Origin of the sequence: Nostoc sp. FACHB-892 (assembly GCF_014698795.1) — a bacterium.
Classification (GTDB): Bacteria; Cyanobacteriota; Cyanobacteriia; order Cyanobacteriales; family Nostocaceae; genus Nostoc.
Map to the genome: position 1 here is coordinate 1 of NZ_JACJTR010000074.1, position 18,808 is coordinate 18,808.

The 18,808-nt window shown below is 42.6% G+C and carries 15 protein-coding genes and 1 pseudogene; 13 read left to right on the top strand and 3 right to left on the bottom strand.

Annotation, left to right across the window (positions count from 1 at the left end):
- Window positions 1-83: 83 nt before the first annotated feature.
- From H6G96_RS37390 to H6G96_RS37400, 3 genes are read right to left on the bottom strand one after another with little or no spacing between them, the layout of a single operon-like run.
- Window positions 84-722, bottom strand: coding sequence for a hypothetical protein (locus tag H6G96_RS37390; RefSeq protein ID WP_190919237.1), 639 nt, complete (start codon window positions 720-722; stop codon window positions 84-86).
- Window positions 723-742: 20 nt separating this feature from the next.
- Window positions 743-1,702 (bottom strand): DUF1822 family protein, encoded by a 960-nt coding sequence (locus H6G96_RS37395; protein ID WP_190919240.1) that lies wholly within the window; start codon window positions 1,700-1,702, stop codon window positions 743-745.
- Window positions 1,703-1,707: 5 nt separating this feature from the next.
- Window positions 1,708-2,460, bottom strand: a complete 753-nt coding sequence (locus H6G96_RS37400) for a hypothetical protein (RefSeq protein ID WP_190919242.1) — start codon at window positions 2,458-2,460, stop codon at window positions 1,708-1,710.
- A gap of 492 nt (window positions 2,461-2,952) precedes the next feature.
- On the opposite strand from H6G96_RS37400, the gene H6G96_RS37405 reads away from it, so the two are divergent.
- The 13 genes and pseudogenes from H6G96_RS37405 to H6G96_RS37465 all read left to right on the top strand — a co-directional run.
- Complete coding sequence (locus H6G96_RS37405) at window positions 2,953-3,768, top strand: helix-turn-helix domain-containing protein (RefSeq protein WP_190919244.1); 816 nt, start codon at window positions 2,953-2,955, stop codon at window positions 3,766-3,768.
- 581 nt (window positions 3,769-4,349) lie between these two features.
- Window positions 4,350-5,450, top strand: a complete 1,101-nt coding sequence (gene aroF, locus H6G96_RS37410; RefSeq protein ID WP_190919246.1) for a 3-deoxy-7-phosphoheptulonate synthase — start codon at window positions 4,350-4,352, stop codon at window positions 5,448-5,450.
- A gap of 55 nt (window positions 5,451-5,505) precedes the next feature.
- Window positions 5,506-7,206, top strand: coding sequence for an aromatic amino acid ammonia-lyase (locus H6G96_RS37415; RefSeq protein WP_190919248.1), 1,701 nt, complete (start codon window positions 5,506-5,508; stop codon window positions 7,204-7,206).
- A gap of 13 nt (window positions 7,207-7,219) precedes the next feature.
- Window positions 7,220-8,755 carry a long-chain fatty acid--CoA ligase gene (locus tag H6G96_RS37420; RefSeq protein WP_190919250.1) on the top strand — a complete coding sequence of 512 codons (1,536 nt, stop codon included), beginning with the start codon at window positions 7,220-7,222 and terminating at the stop codon, window positions 8,753-8,755.
- A gap of 54 nt (window positions 8,756-8,809) precedes the next feature.
- Window positions 8,810-10,666, top strand: coding sequence for a thiamine pyrophosphate-binding protein (locus H6G96_RS37425; protein WP_199339859.1), 1,857 nt, complete (start codon window positions 8,810-8,812; stop codon window positions 10,664-10,666).
- A gap of 26 nt (window positions 10,667-10,692) precedes the next feature.
- Window positions 10,693-11,688, top strand: a complete 996-nt coding sequence (locus H6G96_RS37430; RefSeq protein WP_190919252.1) for a 3-oxoacyl-[acyl-carrier-protein] synthase III C-terminal domain-containing protein — start codon at window positions 10,693-10,695, stop codon at window positions 11,686-11,688.
- Window positions 11,689-11,991: 303 nt separating this feature from the next.
- Window positions 11,992-12,663: a hypothetical protein gene (locus H6G96_RS37435; protein ID WP_190919254.1), complete on the top strand. Its 672-nt coding sequence runs from the start codon at window positions 11,992-11,994 to the stop codon at window positions 12,661-12,663.
- A 327-nt stretch (window positions 12,664-12,990) separates the two neighbouring features.
- On the top strand, window positions 12,991-13,881 hold the full coding sequence (locus H6G96_RS37440; protein ID WP_190919256.1) for a PEP-CTERM sorting domain-containing protein: 891 nt from the start codon (window positions 12,991-12,993) through the stop codon (window positions 13,879-13,881).
- A 100-nt stretch (window positions 13,882-13,981) separates the two neighbouring features.
- A complete protein-coding gene (locus tag H6G96_RS37445) occupies window positions 13,982-15,466 on the top strand; it encodes a 2-polyprenyl-6-methoxyphenol hydroxylase-like oxidoreductase (protein ID WP_190919259.1) in 1,485 nt (494 codons plus the stop codon).
- A 249-nt stretch (window positions 15,467-15,715) separates the two neighbouring features.
- Window positions 15,716-15,838, top strand: a complete 123-nt coding sequence (locus H6G96_RS37450) for a hypothetical protein (RefSeq protein WP_347242335.1) — start codon at window positions 15,716-15,718, stop codon at window positions 15,836-15,838.
- A 116-nt stretch (window positions 15,839-15,954) separates the two neighbouring features.
- A complete protein-coding gene (gene scyB, locus H6G96_RS37455; RefSeq protein ID WP_190919261.1) occupies window positions 15,955-17,013 on the top strand; it encodes a tryptophan dehydrogenase ScyB in 1,059 nt (352 codons plus the stop codon).
- A 219-nt stretch (window positions 17,014-17,232) separates the two neighbouring features.
- On the top strand, window positions 17,233-17,448 hold the full coding sequence (locus H6G96_RS37460; protein WP_190919270.1) for a prephenate dehydratase domain-containing protein: 216 nt from the start codon (window positions 17,233-17,235) through the stop codon (window positions 17,446-17,448).
- Between the two features lie 330 nt (window positions 17,449-17,778).
- Window positions 17,779-18,681, top strand: a pseudogene (locus tag H6G96_RS37465) (chorismate-binding protein); the annotation flags it as partial.
- Window positions 18,682-18,808: the final 127 nt, after the last annotated feature.

Sequence of the window (18,808 nt, forward strand, 5' to 3'; positions counted from 1 at the left end):
GGTTTGCAATAATGCCTCTACTTGTTTTTCTGGAGATTGCTTTTGCGCCATGTGATATATTCTACGGCGCTATGTGCATCTATCTACTTTTTATTTTTTGCACTACCCCGATTTATTGAGCGGATACGGTTTGATAATTTTTCTAAAAATCGTTTATCTTGACTAATATCAATCCCTTTACTATTGCCAAAAATCGCTAATATTCTAACTTTTTTTTCTTTAATATATATTTTGTTTTTTCGTTTTGGCTCTAAGGAACTTAGCGCTACTTCGGCATTTGGATAATCTTCAAAAAAATTCCATAAATGCCAAGGAAGCCGCCGCAATAATTTATCACTAGTTGCAATCATAAAACGAATCTCTTCATTTGGATTTAATTGCGTGCGTAACTTTTGTTCTATTTTGCGAAACTGCTCCGAGTTAAGCCAAATATTAATTCTAGATGATAATTCCTCACATAAATCGTTAAATTCAACTTCTGAAAAATTTGTAACATCAGTCTCTTCGATTTCCAGGCGTACAGACCAACCATGATAACGGTAGAGAGCCGAGTATAGTATTTGCCAATTTCGATAAAGTTGGGGAATTTCTGGTGCTGCTGGTAAACTACCACGAAATTCCATCGCCCGATGATCATTTGTCAACCCAAGTTGAACTGTGACATCGGGGAAGCCTTTGTAGAGGTCTCCCTTACCCAAATTTAAAACAACTAACTTACTCATTGCACTCCGACAAAAAAATGTCAGATGACAAAAGCCTCTTTGATTGTGAAATCACCATTAGACACTTGTATATTAAAGCCTTCTCCAGAATACCCTCTAAATCGTTTTAATTGAATAAAATTATCATTACTTCGTGATACAACTTCTTGGATATTTTCTCCTGATTCTGATAGTAAATTCATTCTCAGGCTAGATTGCAAATAAGTTTGTTCGTTTACTGGATGTAATTGTACAAGTATTTCTACTTTATCTTCAGAATAAGGTGCAATCGCTATTAGCAGCACTACAGATTGATTTCCAACTTGGAATCCCAAATCTATTATTTTTGCTCGTGCTACATTACCTTCATGCTTTGATGAAATACTTCTTAAGGCAAACTTTTTATCATTTATACTGCTGAAAACTTCTTCTAGAGGCATCCAACTATTTTCAAACAGATTCTCAAACCATTGGTTTAAATTTACCCGTATTTGGCTAGGACTGAGTGCAGGGTGAGCAACAGCGTCAGGAATACAGTCGAAGAGAAAATTAAGGGGTTTAAGGCTTGCTAGTGGTATTTGCTCCCAATCAGAAGGAATATTAACTCTTCTAACAAATCCCAACAACTGCACTTCATTTAACTGTTCGCTAAACTGGACAGCCACATAACCAATTCTATTTCCCATCACTTCAGGTGGTAGGGAAATGACTGTTTCACCAGGTTGAACTGGACGACATTCTAACTTACCAATGTTGGGAAGAACTAGATCGGCAACATCAAATAAAGCTCGTTTGAGAGGATGCCAACTATCACCTTCTTCTAGAGCAGTATCAATCCATAACCATTTCAGGTAACTGTAAACAGCATAAACTGCTAATGTATTCAAATATATTTGTTTCCCTTTTTGAGGCGTGGTTTGTTCAACAGCAAACTGGCGGGCAATAGCATGAGCTTCTTGTCCAAGTGTAATTTTTAAGCAAAGTGTTTCTGTGCTACTCATGGCTGTTAATTAGATTGATATCCGAGTTGAATGGCAACTTCTTGCAGGAGCGGTATTGCTTTTAATTTCCAGTGGGATACTAAAGTTTGGTAATTGATTTGACACTCACGCGCAATATCAGCAAGTGTATCTGGTGGGTTCTTAAAGATGAACAGCAACCTCTGGCTGAGTATTTGACAGTTACATTCCGGGTGTTTACGAGGATAGCAATTCCGTAGCTGCTTGTCTGGGTCTTGTTCAATGTAATCCGCTAGGCTTGCCACTAAGTACTGTTGTGAGTTCTGTTGCAACTGTTCTAAATAAATTTCTAGCCCACTTAGAACATACGGGTTAGATGGTGTCCCTAATAATCTTCCTCCTTCTGATAATCGTTCTAGCCAACTTGTTATCTCTGCATCTGCATCCGAAATATTTTCATCCAAGGAAAGCTGAAGCCTCCTTGTTTGAGGGGCAGATGAGGAATTTAAATCTTTAATACGCCAGGAAAGGTAGCCTTTGAGCCATTTTACTAAGTCAGTTCGTACTGAAGATGTACGTGGCTGAAAGTTTCTGATATTGTGGCTTAACCACTCCAAACTGTGGTTTAAGGCGTCTAAAAAGTGGTCGGGGCAGTCCATGCTTGAGTATTTTCTAAATTCCGGTAGTCCCTGAATTAAAATCAGAAGTCGGCTCATAGCTTTTCGCCATTCCCGGCTGCCGTCTGGGTGTTGACAAACTGCTGCTATCAATTGGCGTAGGCGCTCATCCTGATCATCCATAAAAGCTTTTACCAAAGAATAATACAGTAGATACAACACAGCAGCACAGTTATAAGCACTGCTTTATTTGACCTTACTCTTATATCAGGCAAGAATCAAAAAAATATGAAAACTTTAGAATTTTGCTTACTAATCCTTGAGATCCAGTCTAGGAGAAGATAAAAGAAATTATTTAAAGCAAGTTAGTCGGGGTGCAATACTTCTCAGGTTTTGCATTTTTAATCCGGAATCGGGTTTTGGGAAAAGGTTACTAGGGTTGGGTTAAAGGTTTTTTCTTTCCCCTTCCCCCTTCCCCCTTCCCCTTTACCCTTTAACCGAGAAGTATTGGGTCGGGGTGTTGTCTTTTTCATACTTATCTAAATTTTCACTGATATAAGATTAGAGGCTTGACTTGGAAAAAGATTTTGAAAACTTTTTAGCAATTAGTAGTGACATATAACGCTATGTCAATCAAAGCAACCATTATTAATTGCAATATTTTCGGAGGAGACAGTGAAAAAAATTCTGGTGATTGAAAATACAGCCTCAACCCGAAATCTTTTTCTAGAAGCCATCAAAGCTAAAGGTTTTTATACTATAGGTGCTGAAAACGGCCTTATCGGTGTCCAACAAGCACAGGAAGATTTACCCGATTTAATAATCAGCGAAATAGCCATGCCAAAATTCGATGGTTACAGCGTCCTAACGAAGCTGCGTCAAAATCCAGATACAGCGATTATCCCCTTGATTTTTCTAACTACTAAAGTGAGTAAGGCTGACATCCGTAAAGGTATGGAGATGGGCGCGGATGACTATCTCACTAAGCCCTGTACCGTACAGGAATTGTTGAGGGCGATCGCAGCCTGCTTGGAAAAACGAGCCTTTCTCCAACAGTGCTACACTGCACAGTCACAGCCAGTCCCAAAACCACCACTAGCTGACACCACAAGACAGTTTGATTTGGAGTCGATTTTTCCATATGATCCTGGTTTAATGGAGGTTTTCCAGTTCATAGAAGCCAATTATCATCGACCAATTACCCTCAGTAATGTAGCTAATGCAGTTGGTTACTCCTCGGCTTACCTCACAAACTGGGTGCGACGGCAAACTGGGCAAACTGTGCAAAACTGGATTATCCAGCGCCGGATGGCAGCAGCACGTTTCTTGCTTTTGAAAACTAATGAGGGAATAGAAGAAATTGCTATGAAGGTGGGCTATCAAAATTTGGTTCATTTCTTTCGCCAGTTTCGTACAAATCATGGGACAACTCCCCAAGCTTGGAGAAAGTTACAACTATCTCAGGAAAAAGAAGAGCTACAAAAGTGTTAGTCCTGTCAACAAATTGTTTATTGTAGAGCATTGCATATTTTGATAAACTTGTTGTTAATTACAGTGTTCTTGATGTTTGAGATACTACTGTTTTGAGGATGGCTACAAATGATTATAGTCAAAGGCTATAAATGCAATAAGTTTCTAATTTAAGAGGATATTTTAAAAGTTGTTTATTGTAATTTTAAGCACTGTTTAATCTCCTCTAACCCCCTTATAAAAAGGGCAACCGGAATCAAAATCCCCTTTTTAAGGGGAGCTAGGGGGATCTAAAACGTTTTGCTACTGACTAGACGACTTTTAAAACATCCTCTGAGATCAAAAAATTGTGCAAAAAGCTTTTTACCAATCTTATTTTTGATAATTAAAAAAATAATTTTAAGCTTGGTAGATGTAACAATACACCTTTTTGAAACTTCATTGGCAAGTAGATTGTAAATATTATTTTTTACTTTGCCTGAAAAGGAACCATGTAATTGAGTAATACTTGTAGCATTTTAAGCAAAGTCCAAATGAAACGGATGACATCATGTGAATCTAAATTACCATGATTTGCAATATTTAAGGAGGATTTTAAATCAATGATTATCGTCATTAAATCCTGTAGCCCAGCGGCAGAAATTGAGCGAATCAGCGAAGAAATTCGCCGATGGAACATAACACCAGAAAAATGTGTAGGTCAGGACAAAGTGGTGATCGGTTTGGTAGGTGATACCGCAGAGATTGATCCCCGACAAATCCAAAATTTAAGCCCTTTTATTGAGCAGGTTATACGGGTGAAGAAGCCCTTCAAACGGGCTTCAAGAGAATTTCGCTATAGCGAACCAACTGATGTAGTTGTACCAACACCCAATGGATCTGTAACCTTTGGTCAAAACCATTCTTTAGTCTTAGTAGCTGGGCCCTGTTCCGTAGAAAACGAAGAGATGATTGTAGAAACAGCACAGCGAGTCAAAGCAGCAGGAGCGCAGTTTTTACGAGGAGGAGCCTACAAACCTCGTACCTCACCTTACGCTTTCCAGGGTCATGGTGAGAGTGCCTTAGAGTTGTTAGCTCAAGCTCGCGTTGTCACCGGGCTGGGGATCATCACAGAAGTCATGGATACAGCTGACATTGATAAGGTTGCATCTATTGCAGATGTGGTGCAAATCGGTGCCCGCAATATGCAGAATTTCTCGCTCCTCAAGAAAGTAGGAGCAACAGGTAAACCAGTTCTGCTCAAGCGCGGACTTGCAGCCACGATTGAAGATTGGTTGATGTCAGCTGAGTACATTTTGGCAGCAGGCAACCCCAATGTGATTCTGTGCGAGCGGGGAATCCGTACCTTTGACAAACAGTACACCCGCAATACCCTTGATATATCTGCGATCCCAGTATTACGTACACTGACTCACTTACCCATCATGATTGATCCCAGCCATGCCACCGGCTTTTCAGAGTTTGTACCCACGATGGCAATGGCAGCGATCGCAGCTGGCGCAGATTCGTTGATGATTGAGGTTCACCCCGATCCGGCAAAGGCACTTTCAGATGGTCCTCAGTCTTTAACGTTGGAAGGATTTGAGCAATTAATGCAAGAAATAGCTCCCTTGGGTACATTCTTTGGGCGTTGGACTCAAAACCATCGCGCTACTACAACGCCAAAGTTTGCTCCAAGAGTTTCCTCCATTGCAGGCGTTTGAACAAGTTAATCACGGGCGTGCAACTAGCTGTCCTAAAGGAGAAATAAACCACAACATGAATACAGCATCCCGAGTCTTGAACACAACAGGAAATTGTTCATCACCCTTGTTTAGAAATTTAGACAAAATTGTAGCTGTGGGCGATCGCAACCTGACAATGGACGAAGTCGTCAGTGTGGCTCGTTATGGAACTCAAGTACGCTTAACCGATAATCATGATGTGTTGCGAGGTGTGCAGGCATCCTGTGACTACATCAACAACGCCGTTAAAACGGGAGCGCCAATTTATGGCGTCACAAGTGGCTTTGGCGGAATGGCAAATGTCGTGGTTTCCCGCGAAGATGCGGCTTTGCTGCAAAACAACATGATGTGGTTTCTCAAATCTGGATCAGGTCAGAGATTACCCCTAGCTGATGTACGCACCGCTATGCTGTTGCGGATCAACTCTCACTTGCATGGAGCCTCTGGTATCAGACTTGAACTTATCCAACGCATGGAGACGTTTTTGAATGCTGGTGTGACACCGTATGTTTATGAATTTGGCTCGATTGGTGCGAGTGGGGATTTGGTGCCGTTATCATACATCACTGGAGCTATAATCGGTCTTGAGTCTTCTTATAAGGTTGACTTTAACGGCACAGAAATGGACGCACCAACAGCGCTCAGTAAGCTGGGTTTACAACCATTGCAACTCCTTCCCAAAGAAGGGTTGGCGATGATGAATGGTACCTCAGTCATGACAGGGATTGCTGCTAATTGCGTTTACGACACCAAAATTTTATTAGCACTTTCAGTGGGCACGCACACTTTAGCTATCCAAGGTTTGAATGGTACTAATCAATCATTCCATCCATTTATCCACCAGCTCAAACCACATAGCGGGCAAAAATGGGCAGCAGCGCAAATGCTTAACCTGCTCGCAGGTTCACGCTTAGTACGCGATGAGTTAGATGGTTCTCACGACTATCGCGACGATTTGATTCAAGACCGTTATTCTCTGCGTTGTCTTCCGCAGTATATGGGTCCGATTGTTGATGGCATTGAAGAGATTAAAAGACAAATTGAAGTGGAAATTAACTCTGCCACAGACAACCCACTGATTGATGTACAAAACCAAGCTAGTTATCATGGCGGCAATTTCTTGGGACAGTATGTCGGTGTGGGAATGGATCGGCTGCGCTACTACATTGGATTGTTGGCTAAACACCTGGATGTACAAATAGCCTCTCTCGTAGCACCAGAATTTAACAACGGATTGTCACCCTCTTTGGTTGGTAATCAAGAGCGTACTGTCAACATGGGTTTGAAGGGTTTACAAATAGCTGGAAACTCCATCATGCCGCTATTGACCTTTTATGGAAATTCCATAGCCGACAGATTTCCTACCCACGCTGAACAGTTTAACCAAAATATCAACAGCCAAGGTTTCGCTTCTGCCAATTTAGCGCGGCACTCAGTTGGAATCTTCCAACAATATATGGCGATCGCCTTAATGTTTGGCGTGCAAGCTGTTGACTTACGGACATATATCATAGATCGTCATTACGATGCGCGTGCGTGTTTGTCCCCCGCAACCGCAAACTTGTATATGGCACTACGCGAGGTCGTTGGACAGCCACCAACTACAAACCGACCATACATTTGGAACGATTGCGAACAATCTTTAGACGAGCACATTGCGCTGATTGCGGCTGATATCGCTGCTGGCGGTCAGATTGTGCAAGCTGTTAATGATATTTTGTCAAGCTTGAAGTGAGTCTGCAAAAGTTATGAACATTGCACACAATGTAGAACGCGGTGGTCGATTTTTTCCTAACAAAACGGCTTTGATTTTTGAGGGAAAATCTTTTACCTACAAAGAACTTAATGAGATCACAAACCGTCTTGCAAATGCCTTGCGTGGATTGGGTATTAAACGCGGACAAAGAGTGGCATTATTACTGCCAAATATTCCGGAATTTGTGATTTCTTATCTTGGCATTTTAAAAATTGGTGCTATAGCAGTCTCATTAAATGTTATGCTAAAAAAGAATGAAGTAAAATTCATTCTTAATGACTGCTCTGCTAAGGTATTAATTACAACAGAATCTCTTAGCGAAAATGTGCCCGATTCAGAATTACCTGAACTTAAACACATTTTGATTGCAGAGGGTCAAACGAGAATTGGAATCAGTCTAGATCATCTCATCTCAAGTGCCTCACCTGACGCTTCTGCGGTTGAAATGGATCGCGATGAGCTAGCAGCCATTATCTACACATCAGGTACAACAGGCTTTCCCAAGGGGGCAACGCTTTCGCATGGTAATGTGATTTCCAACGTTTACGCTGCTAACCATTGTTATCACACTCAGCCTCTTGACCGATTACTGCTTTTCTTACCTCTATTCCATTGCTTTGGTCAAAACGCTGTTCTCAACGCTGGACTGCACTCTTGTGCAACTATCGTACTGCAACGCCGTTTCGATCTGGAGCAAGTTCTCTCGACCATTGCCAGCGATCGCATCACGATGTTCTTCGGAGTGCCGACAGTTTTTATTAAACTGCTGAATACAAACACATCTGACTATGACCTGAGTTCGGTACGCTACTACTTTACAGCCGCAGCAACTATGCCAATGGAAGTGAGTCAAAAATGGCAATCAAAGCATGGCATGGTCATTTATGAAGGATATGGCCTGACTGAAACTTCCCCCTTTTCCACATATAACCACGACTTGAAATACAAACTCGGTTCAATTGGTACTCCCATCGAGAATGTGGAAATGAAGATTGTGAATCTTGATGGTGAGTCGGTACAACCAGGGGAAGTTGGCGAGATAGTTGTCAAGGGTCCGAACGTCATGCTTGGTTATTGGAATCGCCCCGAAGAAACTGCTCAAGTTCTTAAAAATGGTTGGTTTCATACTGGGGACATTGGTCGGATGGATTCAGACGGCTACTTCTACATCGTTGACCGCTTGAAAGACATGATAAATCTCTCTGGCTTTAAGGTGTATCCTGCCGAAGTGGAAAATGTGATTTATCAACATCCAGCGGTTGCTGAATGTGCTGTTTACGGCGTTCCAGATCAGGTAAAAGGTGAGATAGTCAAGGCGAATATTGTACTAAAGGCTGCGCACACAATTACAGAAGAACAAATCATTAAATTCTGTTATGAAAGAATAGCAGCCTACAAAGTTCCCCGTGCTATTAATTTTGTCGATTCAATTCCCAAAAATCCGATTGGTAAAGTTCTTAAGCGACTACTACGCGAAGAAAAACTTGCGGTTGTGTCCCATAGAAGTGTAAGTTTGCTTACTCAGTAAAGGTAAATATGGAATGACTCTATATATATATTAGGAAAACAAGGAGATTCCACAGTGACAAGCACAGAACACATTTATACTCCAGTTTTCCCTGCTACTAAGCGACCATTAGGACTCGACAGGTTTGGTCGGTTCGAGGGTAAATATGTACATGAAAAGTTGAAGATAAGTGATGCAATAGTAAAGGTTCTCATTTCCCTAGATGTGCGCTACGTATTTGGTGTCAGCGGCGCAAATATTGAACATCTGCATGATGCGATTCATCAGCTAGGTGAAGGAAAGCTAAAGTCGGTAATGGCTAAGAGCGAGGACGGAGCAGCTTTCATGGCGGACTGTCGAGCAAGGGTTCACCGAACTTTGGGTGTATGCTGCTCAACATCTGGTGGGGGAATGATGAATCTCATTGCTGGTATCGCCGAGTCCTATGCTGATTCAGTGCCTGTTCTGGCATTAGTTGGGCAGCCACCCTCAGCGCTTGAGGGAAAGGGAGCTTTTCAAGATTCTTCCGGAATCGGTCGTACAGTAGATAGCATGAAGCTTTGGGGTGCCGTTGCCAAGTATGTAGCGAAGATTTCCAAATCCGAGGACTTCTGGTATCATCTGACTCATGCTATTAAAGCTGCTGTTTCTGGTCGTCCCGGACCGGCTGTTCTTTTGTTTCCTCGCAATATCTTTGAACAAGAGGTCGAACCTTGCCCAGAAATCTGGGCTGATGAACTTAAAACACTTATCCGTCCTGCACAAGTGACATCGGAGATGATTCGTCCTCTTTTCGAGGAGATTTATCGGGCTAATAATCCCGTACTCATTTTGGGAGATGGGGTAAGACGGTGCAGCAATCCGCAAGCAGTAGTCAACTTTGCTCGTTGTGTTGATTTGCCAGTGATGACGACTCTAGGGGGACGTGGTAACTTTCCCAATGATGATCCTCTGTATTTGGGAATGCTGGGTGTTGCGGGCCATCCTTCTGCTCACGCCTACTTGAAAGAGCAAGCAGATTTGCTGATTGTTGTTGGATGTGATCTCAAGTTCATGACACGACAGCCAATCCAATCTGCACTCCTTGACAAGAAAATTGCGGTAGTGAATGTAGATGTTGATCAGATCAGCCGTACTATTTCTCCATATCTGAGCGTGGAAGCAGATGCAGGAGTGGTCTTCAAAGAGCTTTTGGAATTGCTCAAGCAAAAGCCTTTCAAGCATAAGCCACCTCAAGGCTATTATTTGAAGATATTCAAGCAGTTTCCTACCCCACCAATTTCCCCAAACGACTCAATGCCGATAACCGATAGCCAACTGCTGTTGCAAAGTGAGGCGATCGCCATTCTACAAGAGTTCCTTCCAGAGAATGGACATATCCTCTACGACGCTGGCAATTGTGCCGCTGCCGCACTTCACTTGACAAAAGTACCATTCAAATCTAGTTCTACAATCGCGCTTGGTATGGGAGCGATGGGTTATGCGATCGCAGGAGCAATTGGTGCTCAACTAGGCTCACCAAAAGGTACGCGAACAGTAGTTTTTGCTGGTGACGGTGCTTTTTTAATGACCGGATTGGAAATCCATACAGCAGTCGATTTGCAACTCCCGATCTTGTTTGTTGTGTTCAATAACAACATGCATGGTATGTGCGCCATCCGTCAACAACTCTATTTTGAGTCACGATTGGAATGCGTGCGTTATGCACCAGTGGATATTGCAATGATTGCTCAGGGTTTTGGTCCTTCCCATCGACTTTGGGCGCGAAGTGCTGGCACCGCTGCCGAATTGCGCCATCAACTTGAGGACTATATGAAGCACACTGACCTTTCGGGAGTTTTGGAACTTCGGCTCTTGCGTGAAGAAATGCCACCGTTTACACCTTTTCTGAGCGATGATGCACCGACAATTCCTATTGGTATTAAGCCCTGACAATGATGTTCAAAGGAGGTAAAACAATGCCTAGCGCACAAATTGTAGACGTTGTTAGTTTCATGCCGGAGCGTATTGTTGATAATACTGAACTCATATCTAGCTCCGAAGATGAATTAGAGAAAAACCCCTTTTTTAAAGGAGTTAAGCAAAGACGCTTCGCCTCACCAGAATATCAGTCCTCCGATTTGGGGACTTATGCTCTAAAGAAGCTGCTCGAACGAACCGAGACTAAACCAGAAGAACTTGACCTGATCTTGTATTCCTGCATATTTAACGATTTTTTCTGCCCTGGTATTGGATCGGCAATTCAACATCAGGTAGGGGCAAACCGAGCAACAGTTTTGAATATCGACACAGGTTGTAGTTCCTATCTGTCGATGCTAAATACTGCCCGTGCATTCATTAAGTCAGGGTTGTACAAAACAATTGCTGTTGTCACTGTCACCAACTACATTTCCCGGCTGCCAGAACTTCAAAATTCCAAGCGGTATTCGGTGCTGGGTGATGGAGCATCAGCAACATTATTAGTGGATGGTAAATCTAGTTTTGTAGCAAGTTATGAGCGTTCTTATGGAGAACACTACGGGCTTTTAGTTGGGCAGCCTGACTTAGTAGATGGTCGCTTTTTAAACTATTGGGAAAGTGGTTCTGGACAGATTACGATCAATTTCTCACAAGAGATGTTAGATACTTTACGTTCAAATGCTTTGAGACTTGTTCCCGAAGCGGTCAGTAAGTGCCTTTATCAGGCTGGTCTATCTTCTGATGATATATCGCTACTGATTACTCATCAGCCTAATGTCTTGTTTATCAAGGAGTGGCGTGAGCGAATCGGTATCGGTGAGCCACGTGTTCATGACACCATTGAGTGTTACGGAAATCTTTTTCAAAGTTCAATACCTGTAACCCTTGCTGATGCCATAGAGAAGAACAAAGTGCAATCTGGCGATTTGCTAGCACTGGGAGCTTTCTCGAATGGAGGAGATTTTGTCAGTTCGACAGTCATACGTTGGGGATAGCACTACCTAGTGCTCTGTATCATTAATTATGATGGGTTATAAAAGTTCGTAGTAAGGACTTTAGTCATTGATTTGAGCGATAAATCGCTCATTACAAACCTAGCAGAATTAATGCGATAGACCACTAGTAGTCCGCCAAGTCAACTTTGATGGGTGCATAAGTTTATATTAAGGATTTTAGTCCTTGATTTGAGCGATAAATCGCTCAATACAAACCAAGCATTGTTGACTTGCCGGATTACTAGGCATTCACTGTTGCACTATAGTTTGGCTTTTTAGATTCGTATAATGTCAGGAGGAAGTATGCAATTACGCGACAATTTAGAACTGTGGACTAAGGACAGCATTGTTACCAATGGAATTAATTCAAAAAAGATACCAAATGTTTGTGTCTATGAAGATGTGACTATTCCAGAGGTTATGGAAAAGCTTAAAGATGTTACCAAGCAAACTGATTCACAAGAGGGGATATTCGGCACCTATTGTACTGTTTGCGAGTACATTCAATGTCCGGTAGACATGGCTTTTGAATACGCTGCCAACATCTATAGTATGGAAGAGTGGACATATAGTGTGCGCCAGTTAAAACACATCGGCGGTGGTCTTTATAAAGGTTTAGATTTCTTAGGTGAGAATACATCTATTTACATCCGCGCTGAAGCATACCCCGACTCTAAAGTGGTGGACTTTCCCTGTGCCTGGGATCAGGGACAAGAGCTTTGGATGCGATATCATTACCGTTTTCTTGACGCAATGCCAACGCTTCGTAAACCAGGGACTATTATGCTGTGGACTAACTGCAAACATCCGTATTACGAGCGTAACGTTGCTGATGTTCCAAGCTATATATCCGAGAATCGTAATCGCACTGATCGCGAGTGGATAGGCGATTTTTGGCCATATTTTTATCCAGGTCACCAGCTTGAAGCAAGGAACATGAAAGCTATTTTAGAGTATCGCTTTGCTAATGGTTAGCCGTAGCTGCAAGTTCTTAAGAGTTCTAACCTCACACAATCTTTTCCATTAGACCATTTAACACTTTGGTTTCTGCCCGAATGGCACTAAGAAAAGCTGAAACCTGGTCAGGGCAGGATGTAGGGTGTAGTTTTTAGACAATTAAATTTTAGTTGCGTCAAGGAGTTCAACATCTTCTTAATTCTCGACACCCCACACCCAAAAGCCAGCTATATCATGGCTTTGCATTTAGCTTAGTGCCATTCGGTTTCTGCCCTAAGATTTGTTGAAATACTAGGGCTAGTAAAATTCAAATTGGTTATGAGTTTTTTAAAGGTACATTTGTCTATGGCTACTGTAAAAAATTTATCTATAGCTATCACTGGAATGGTGTTTTCAATTTTGATGAGTAGCTCTAGAGGAGAAGCTCATATTACTGGTATCCCACATACTAATTCCCCACTTATTGATTTCTCAAAGGTGACATCGCCCTCAATTGAAGAAGCTTTTAAATATCCAGAGGTAACACTGAATCCAAATCCGTCGCGGGTATTGTTTGGAGCAGGCGAACTCCTTACCTTTCAAAGAACAACTGACGATACCGACGGGCAGTATGTTCTACTCGATGCTGTAGGTCAACCGGGGAACCTTACGCCGCCGCACATTCACTATGATTCAGACGAGTGGTTCTACATTGCTGATGAAGGGATTACGTTGTACCTAGGAGATCAGGTTTATTCTAGAGGTGTAATCCCTGGAACCAATGCTCCAAAAGGAAAGCTCTACGCCATAGATACAGAACCCGGAGATTTGTTCTTTTCTCCGAGGGGTCAGATCCACGCACATCAAGTCACTGGAACAACGCCGGCAGGAGAGAGAATAGTTGCCTCACCCTCTGGAAATCTTGATAAGTGGTTCCGGCTAGGAGGTGTACCAGTTACAGACCCATCTAATTTGCCAGAACCAGATTTTAGCAAACTGGGAGCAGCTATAGCAGTAGCCCCTGATTACGGACTAATCCTTAGTTCTAATTTTGGTGAATTAGAAGACAAAGTATACTTTGATGTTCCAGTTCCAGATGAAATCGTTAAGAACAACCGTGCTGACGAATTAATAGCATTGTTATCTAACAATGCTAGACCAGTACCCGAACCTTCTTCTGTTTTGGGCGTGTTAGCATTTGGTGCTTTTTGTGCAATTTCAATCCGGAAGCGCAAACACAAAATAAACGTTTTTTAATTTCCATTACTACACGACGAATGGTGAAGTTTGCGTTTCTCGTTTTGTAACTAAGACTTCGATAAAGCTGCGACTCAATGTTCTACAGGATGAAGTACACATGAACACCCACAATCATGTCCATTCGTTTTCTAATCAACTAAATACTGGTCGCCATGCCGTAGTTATTGGTGGCAGTATGGCCGGTTTATTAGCCGCTCGCGTCCTGACTGATTACTTTGAGCAAGTGAGCATCATTGACCGCGATACCTTTCCCGACGTGCCTGAACCCCGTAAGGGTGTACCCCAGTCGTATCATGCTCACGCCCTGCATGAAAAAGGGCAAGAAATTATTAACAGACTATTTCCAGGCATCTTGGATGAGCTACGCGCAGGCGGAGCGTCTAGCGCCTATGGGGTTATGCCAACAGCAGTCGTCACACCGACTGGCAAGCTGCCTTTGGTCAAGCAAGACGGCGAGTCTCTAGGGTTCAGTCGGGTATTGTTGGAGTGGCAGATCCGTCGTCGGCTCACGGCTCAAGCTGGGGTATACTTCCTCGCTAATTGCAAGGTTACGGGCCTGTTGTCCACACCAGACCGGGCAAGGGTAATCGGGGTTCGTCTGCACCATCAAGATAAGGACGCTAGTCCTGAAATGATACAGGCCGATCTTGTTGTAGACGCTAGCGGTCGCTACTCAAAGGCTCCCGAATGGCTCGTCGAGCTTGGATACGCAGTTCCTCCTGAAGAGAGTGTTAACTCTGGGACTGGTTACGCTTCCCGCATTTACGCCAAACCCACTAACTTTCCCGCAGCTTGGCAACACCTTGTCATCTTTGGTCATCCCCCCCACAATCCTCGCTCTGGCTTCATCATGGGCAACGAACATAATAAATGGCATGTGTCACTGGTCGGCTCTGGTGGCAACTATCCACCGACTGATGAAGCGGGCTTCTTGCAGTGGGCACATGACCTGTCAGACCCTAGCCTCTATGAGGCCATCCGGGTTGCCGAACCCCTCTCCCCCATCCAGGGTTTCCGTGTTCCCCAAACTCGGTTACGCCACTTCGAGCGATTAGAACGTTGGCCAACTGGCTTTATTGTTACTGGTGATTCTGTCTGTGCCTTCAACCCCGTTTATGGTCAGGGGACAACCGTCATTGCGCTGGAGGCACTGGTCTTGGATGAATGTCTGCGCCACTACAAACATTCTAACAGGCAGGGGTTTGAGCGGCTCTTCCAGCAGCAACTAGCCCAAACCGTCGCTGGGCCCTGGTTCATGTCAAGCAGCGAGGATATGCGTTGGTCAGGGGTGAAGTTGAGTGGAGCAAGACCCCGAATTGGTTTGGGAATCCTCCATCACTACATGAATCTGGTTCTAAAGCAAGCCTGTGACGATCCTATGGTGACTCAGGCTTATCTCAACGTGGTGGGTATGATGGTACCACCACAGTCGCTGATGCAGCCCAACATTCTCCTGCGCGTCTTCTGGGGAGCAATCAAGTCAATTAATCAAGCGGCTACCTCAAACCCAGCAAACCCTGAGCAATTTCCCCTATCATCCGAAGCGTTAACGCTACATGAAACACCAGACAAAGTTGGATAACTGTAGCCAAACCCCTCAATCTAAAAATATTACTTAGCAACTTTAGGCAATTAGTGGGGGCTTCAAACCCGTGACTTTGCGTGTTGATCACTAAACCAAAGATCAGCGTGGGGGCTTGGACTGTTTACTCGTTAGCTAGTCGCACAGGAGTCATTCTGACTCCTGGCTCCTGAGTTCTGAGTTATTTCTTGACCAAGAAAGTCTCTGCTAGTAAAGGAGTCTATCCGTGCTGACTTTGGTCTATTCGAGATTTCTCAGGCATACGAAGGCAGCAATGCTGCTTGTTTATCAGTGCTAACCGACCAAAAATTTTTTCAGAGCAGTTTTGATAATCTGCGGGTGATTAGGCAAGTTGAAAGCAGTACTTCTTAATCCTGCTGTAAACAAACAAGCAATACCTTCATTCTAAGCAAGGAGAAAATCTACATTTTCTTTTTCTTTCCAAATTTTTGACATATTTTGCTAAATCTGATTTGTAGGAGAAAAGCATGAAACTTTTTGAAACCATTAAAAAGATGGGCCATGAGCAAATTCTCTTCTGCCATGATGAAGAGTCAGACCTGAAAGCAATTATTGCGATACATGACACAAGCCTAGGTTCAGCTATGGGAGCTACACGTCTATGGCCTTTTGCTAGTGAGGAAGAGGCTTTACAAGATGCTCTTCGCCTGAGTCGTGGTATGACCTACAAAGCTGCTTGTCTTAACATTCCTATTGGAGGAGGAAAAGGAGTCATTATTGCTAATCCTGAAAATAAAACAGATAAATTGCTCAGAGTATATGGACGTTTTGTCCAAAAACTCAATGGACGTTTTATTACAGGTCAAGATGTTAATCTTTCTGTTGAAGATGTTCGTACAATTGGTAGTGAAACTAATTATGTTGTTGGTGTATCAGAAAAAGGTGGAGGACCAGCGCCTGTCACAGCTAGAGGAGTTTTTTTAGGAATTAAAGCTGCTACAGAGTTTTGTTTACGTACACAAGAGCTTGATGGGCTAAAAGTCGCAGTACAGGGACTGGGGAATGTAGGCAAAAATCTCTGTCATCACTTACATGAAAATGGTGTAAAACTTTTTGTAAGTGACTTGAACAGGGAAAATACAGAGTATATTAAACACCTTTATGGGGCAACGGTGGTAGAGCCAAACGAAATTTACTGTCTTGATGTTGATGTTTTTGCTCCCTGTGCTTTAGGAGGAGTTCTTAACAGCGCAACAATTCCTCAGATTAAAGCTCCGATTATTGCTGGTGCAGCAAATAATCAGCTTGAAGATGAGCAAATAGACAGTATGCTTCTTGAATCTAAGGGAATTCTTTATTGCCCAGATTATGTGATTAACGCTGGAGGATTGATAAATGTCTATAATGAAATGATTGGATATGATGAAGAAAATGCTTGGAGACAACTTAAGAATATTTACAACACTCTTATGGAGATTTTTATTAGGGCTAAACAAGAGGAATTAACTACACACGAGGCTTCTAAACGTTTAGCTCACGATCACATTATCAGAGCAAAAAAACTAAGAGAGTGTGTAGCTAAATAGTCTTGATTCTTCGAGATTGTAAGCTAGCCACCGTTAACTAGTTTTGTTCCAAAGTCTATCATAGACTCCGTTCCAGCCTGAAGGGCTGGGACAAAGCTAGCTTGGTTTTTTGTCGTACTTAATGCCTGCATTAAGTGAACTCGAAACAGCCTTTAAGCAATAAAGTTTTCTGTACTGATTTATGGTAAAAGCACCTGTTTTTACTAATCAGATGGTCATATCAGTTGCCCAGGCACTTACAGCGAAGGTGCAACTATAGCTTATGTTAAGGAACTAGAGGCGCAAACAGGACAACAAATGCTGTTACGTCCTTATTCCAACACAGCCCAAACAATACAAGCACTGGCAAACGGTCTGGTTGATTTAGCAGTTGTGCTAGTAGAAAATTATGTGGAGGGCAGTATCTCTATGACACTAGATACATTATGGCACTAAGAAAAGCCGAAACGCTTGTGAATTAAGCAATTTGCTTTCATATTTTGTAATTCGTGCCGGGGTTTAGTCATTAAGGAGTAAGCTTTCGGGCGGCGTTTACGGACTCGTGCCTCACTTCTTGCGGGGCGATCGGGAACAGCCTTGTGAGCGATAACTTTAAGTAAAGTGAGATAAATTCGCTGAGATTCTGTTGAATGAGCAGCTAATAATTCGGGAATAAAGTTATTTAAATGATAGCGAGTCCCTTGCAGTGATAGGCGTAACGGAGGAGTACCATAAGTAGATTTAACATTGCCGAATGTACATTAAGAAACTTGAGAGGACTGACTAATGTATTTAGATACCCATAGCTATACAACCACAGGTGAAATTCATATATCTCGTTTTGTGATTGAGACTTCAATAGATACTGCTATTCAAAATAGCCTATCATGCCTTGACTCCCAACGTGGAGGCTTGTTTAAAAGTAGCTACGAATATCCAGGACGTTATAAAAGATGGGAAATCGGCTTTGTTAATCCACCTTTAGAACTTGTTACTTGCTCCAACTCGTTTACAATCACTGCACATAACGAGCGAGGCATGGTGCTACTCCATTATCTTAGAGAGCGCCTATATCAGCATCCGCAACTAATGGCAGTTAACTTAGAAAACTCTTTTATAACTGGATATATCAAAGCAGCAGAACATCTCTTTTCAGAAGAAGAAAGGAGTAAGCAACCATCTATATTCAGTATTGTTCGTGAAATTCTAGATATCTTTAATAGTCCTGAAGATGAGCATTTAGGGCTTTATGGTGCATTTGGCTATGACTTAGTTTTTCAGTTCGAGCAGATGCCAAAACATTTAACTCGTGCAGAAGACCAAAGGGATTTGGTGCTTTATCTACCTGATGAACTGGTAATTATTGACTACTATCAGCAAAAAGCTTTTCGTTTGCAGTATGAATTTGCAACCAAGTACGGTAGCACTGAGGGTCTGCCTCGCACTGGAGAAGTTATTGATTACAAAGGTAAACGTTATACCCCTACTCAAGCTTCTGATCATGAACCTGGTGAGTATGAGGAACAAGTTAAGAAAGCACTTGAATACTTCCGTCGTGGTGATTTATTTGAGGTTGTTCCCGGACAAAATTTCTTTCAATCTTGCGAAAATCGCCCAAGTGAACTATTCCAAACCTTACAGCAAATAAATCCTAGCCCCTATGGATTCCTTCTAAATTTAGGTGGCGAGTAAGTAGAACAAGGTGAAAAAACCAAACTATGTAAAGATAAGTAAATACGTACAATGTGTCTACAAAGGTAACAGCGATATGGGCAGCCGTTTAAGGGTATTTCTGACTAGAGAGCAAGATAAAACT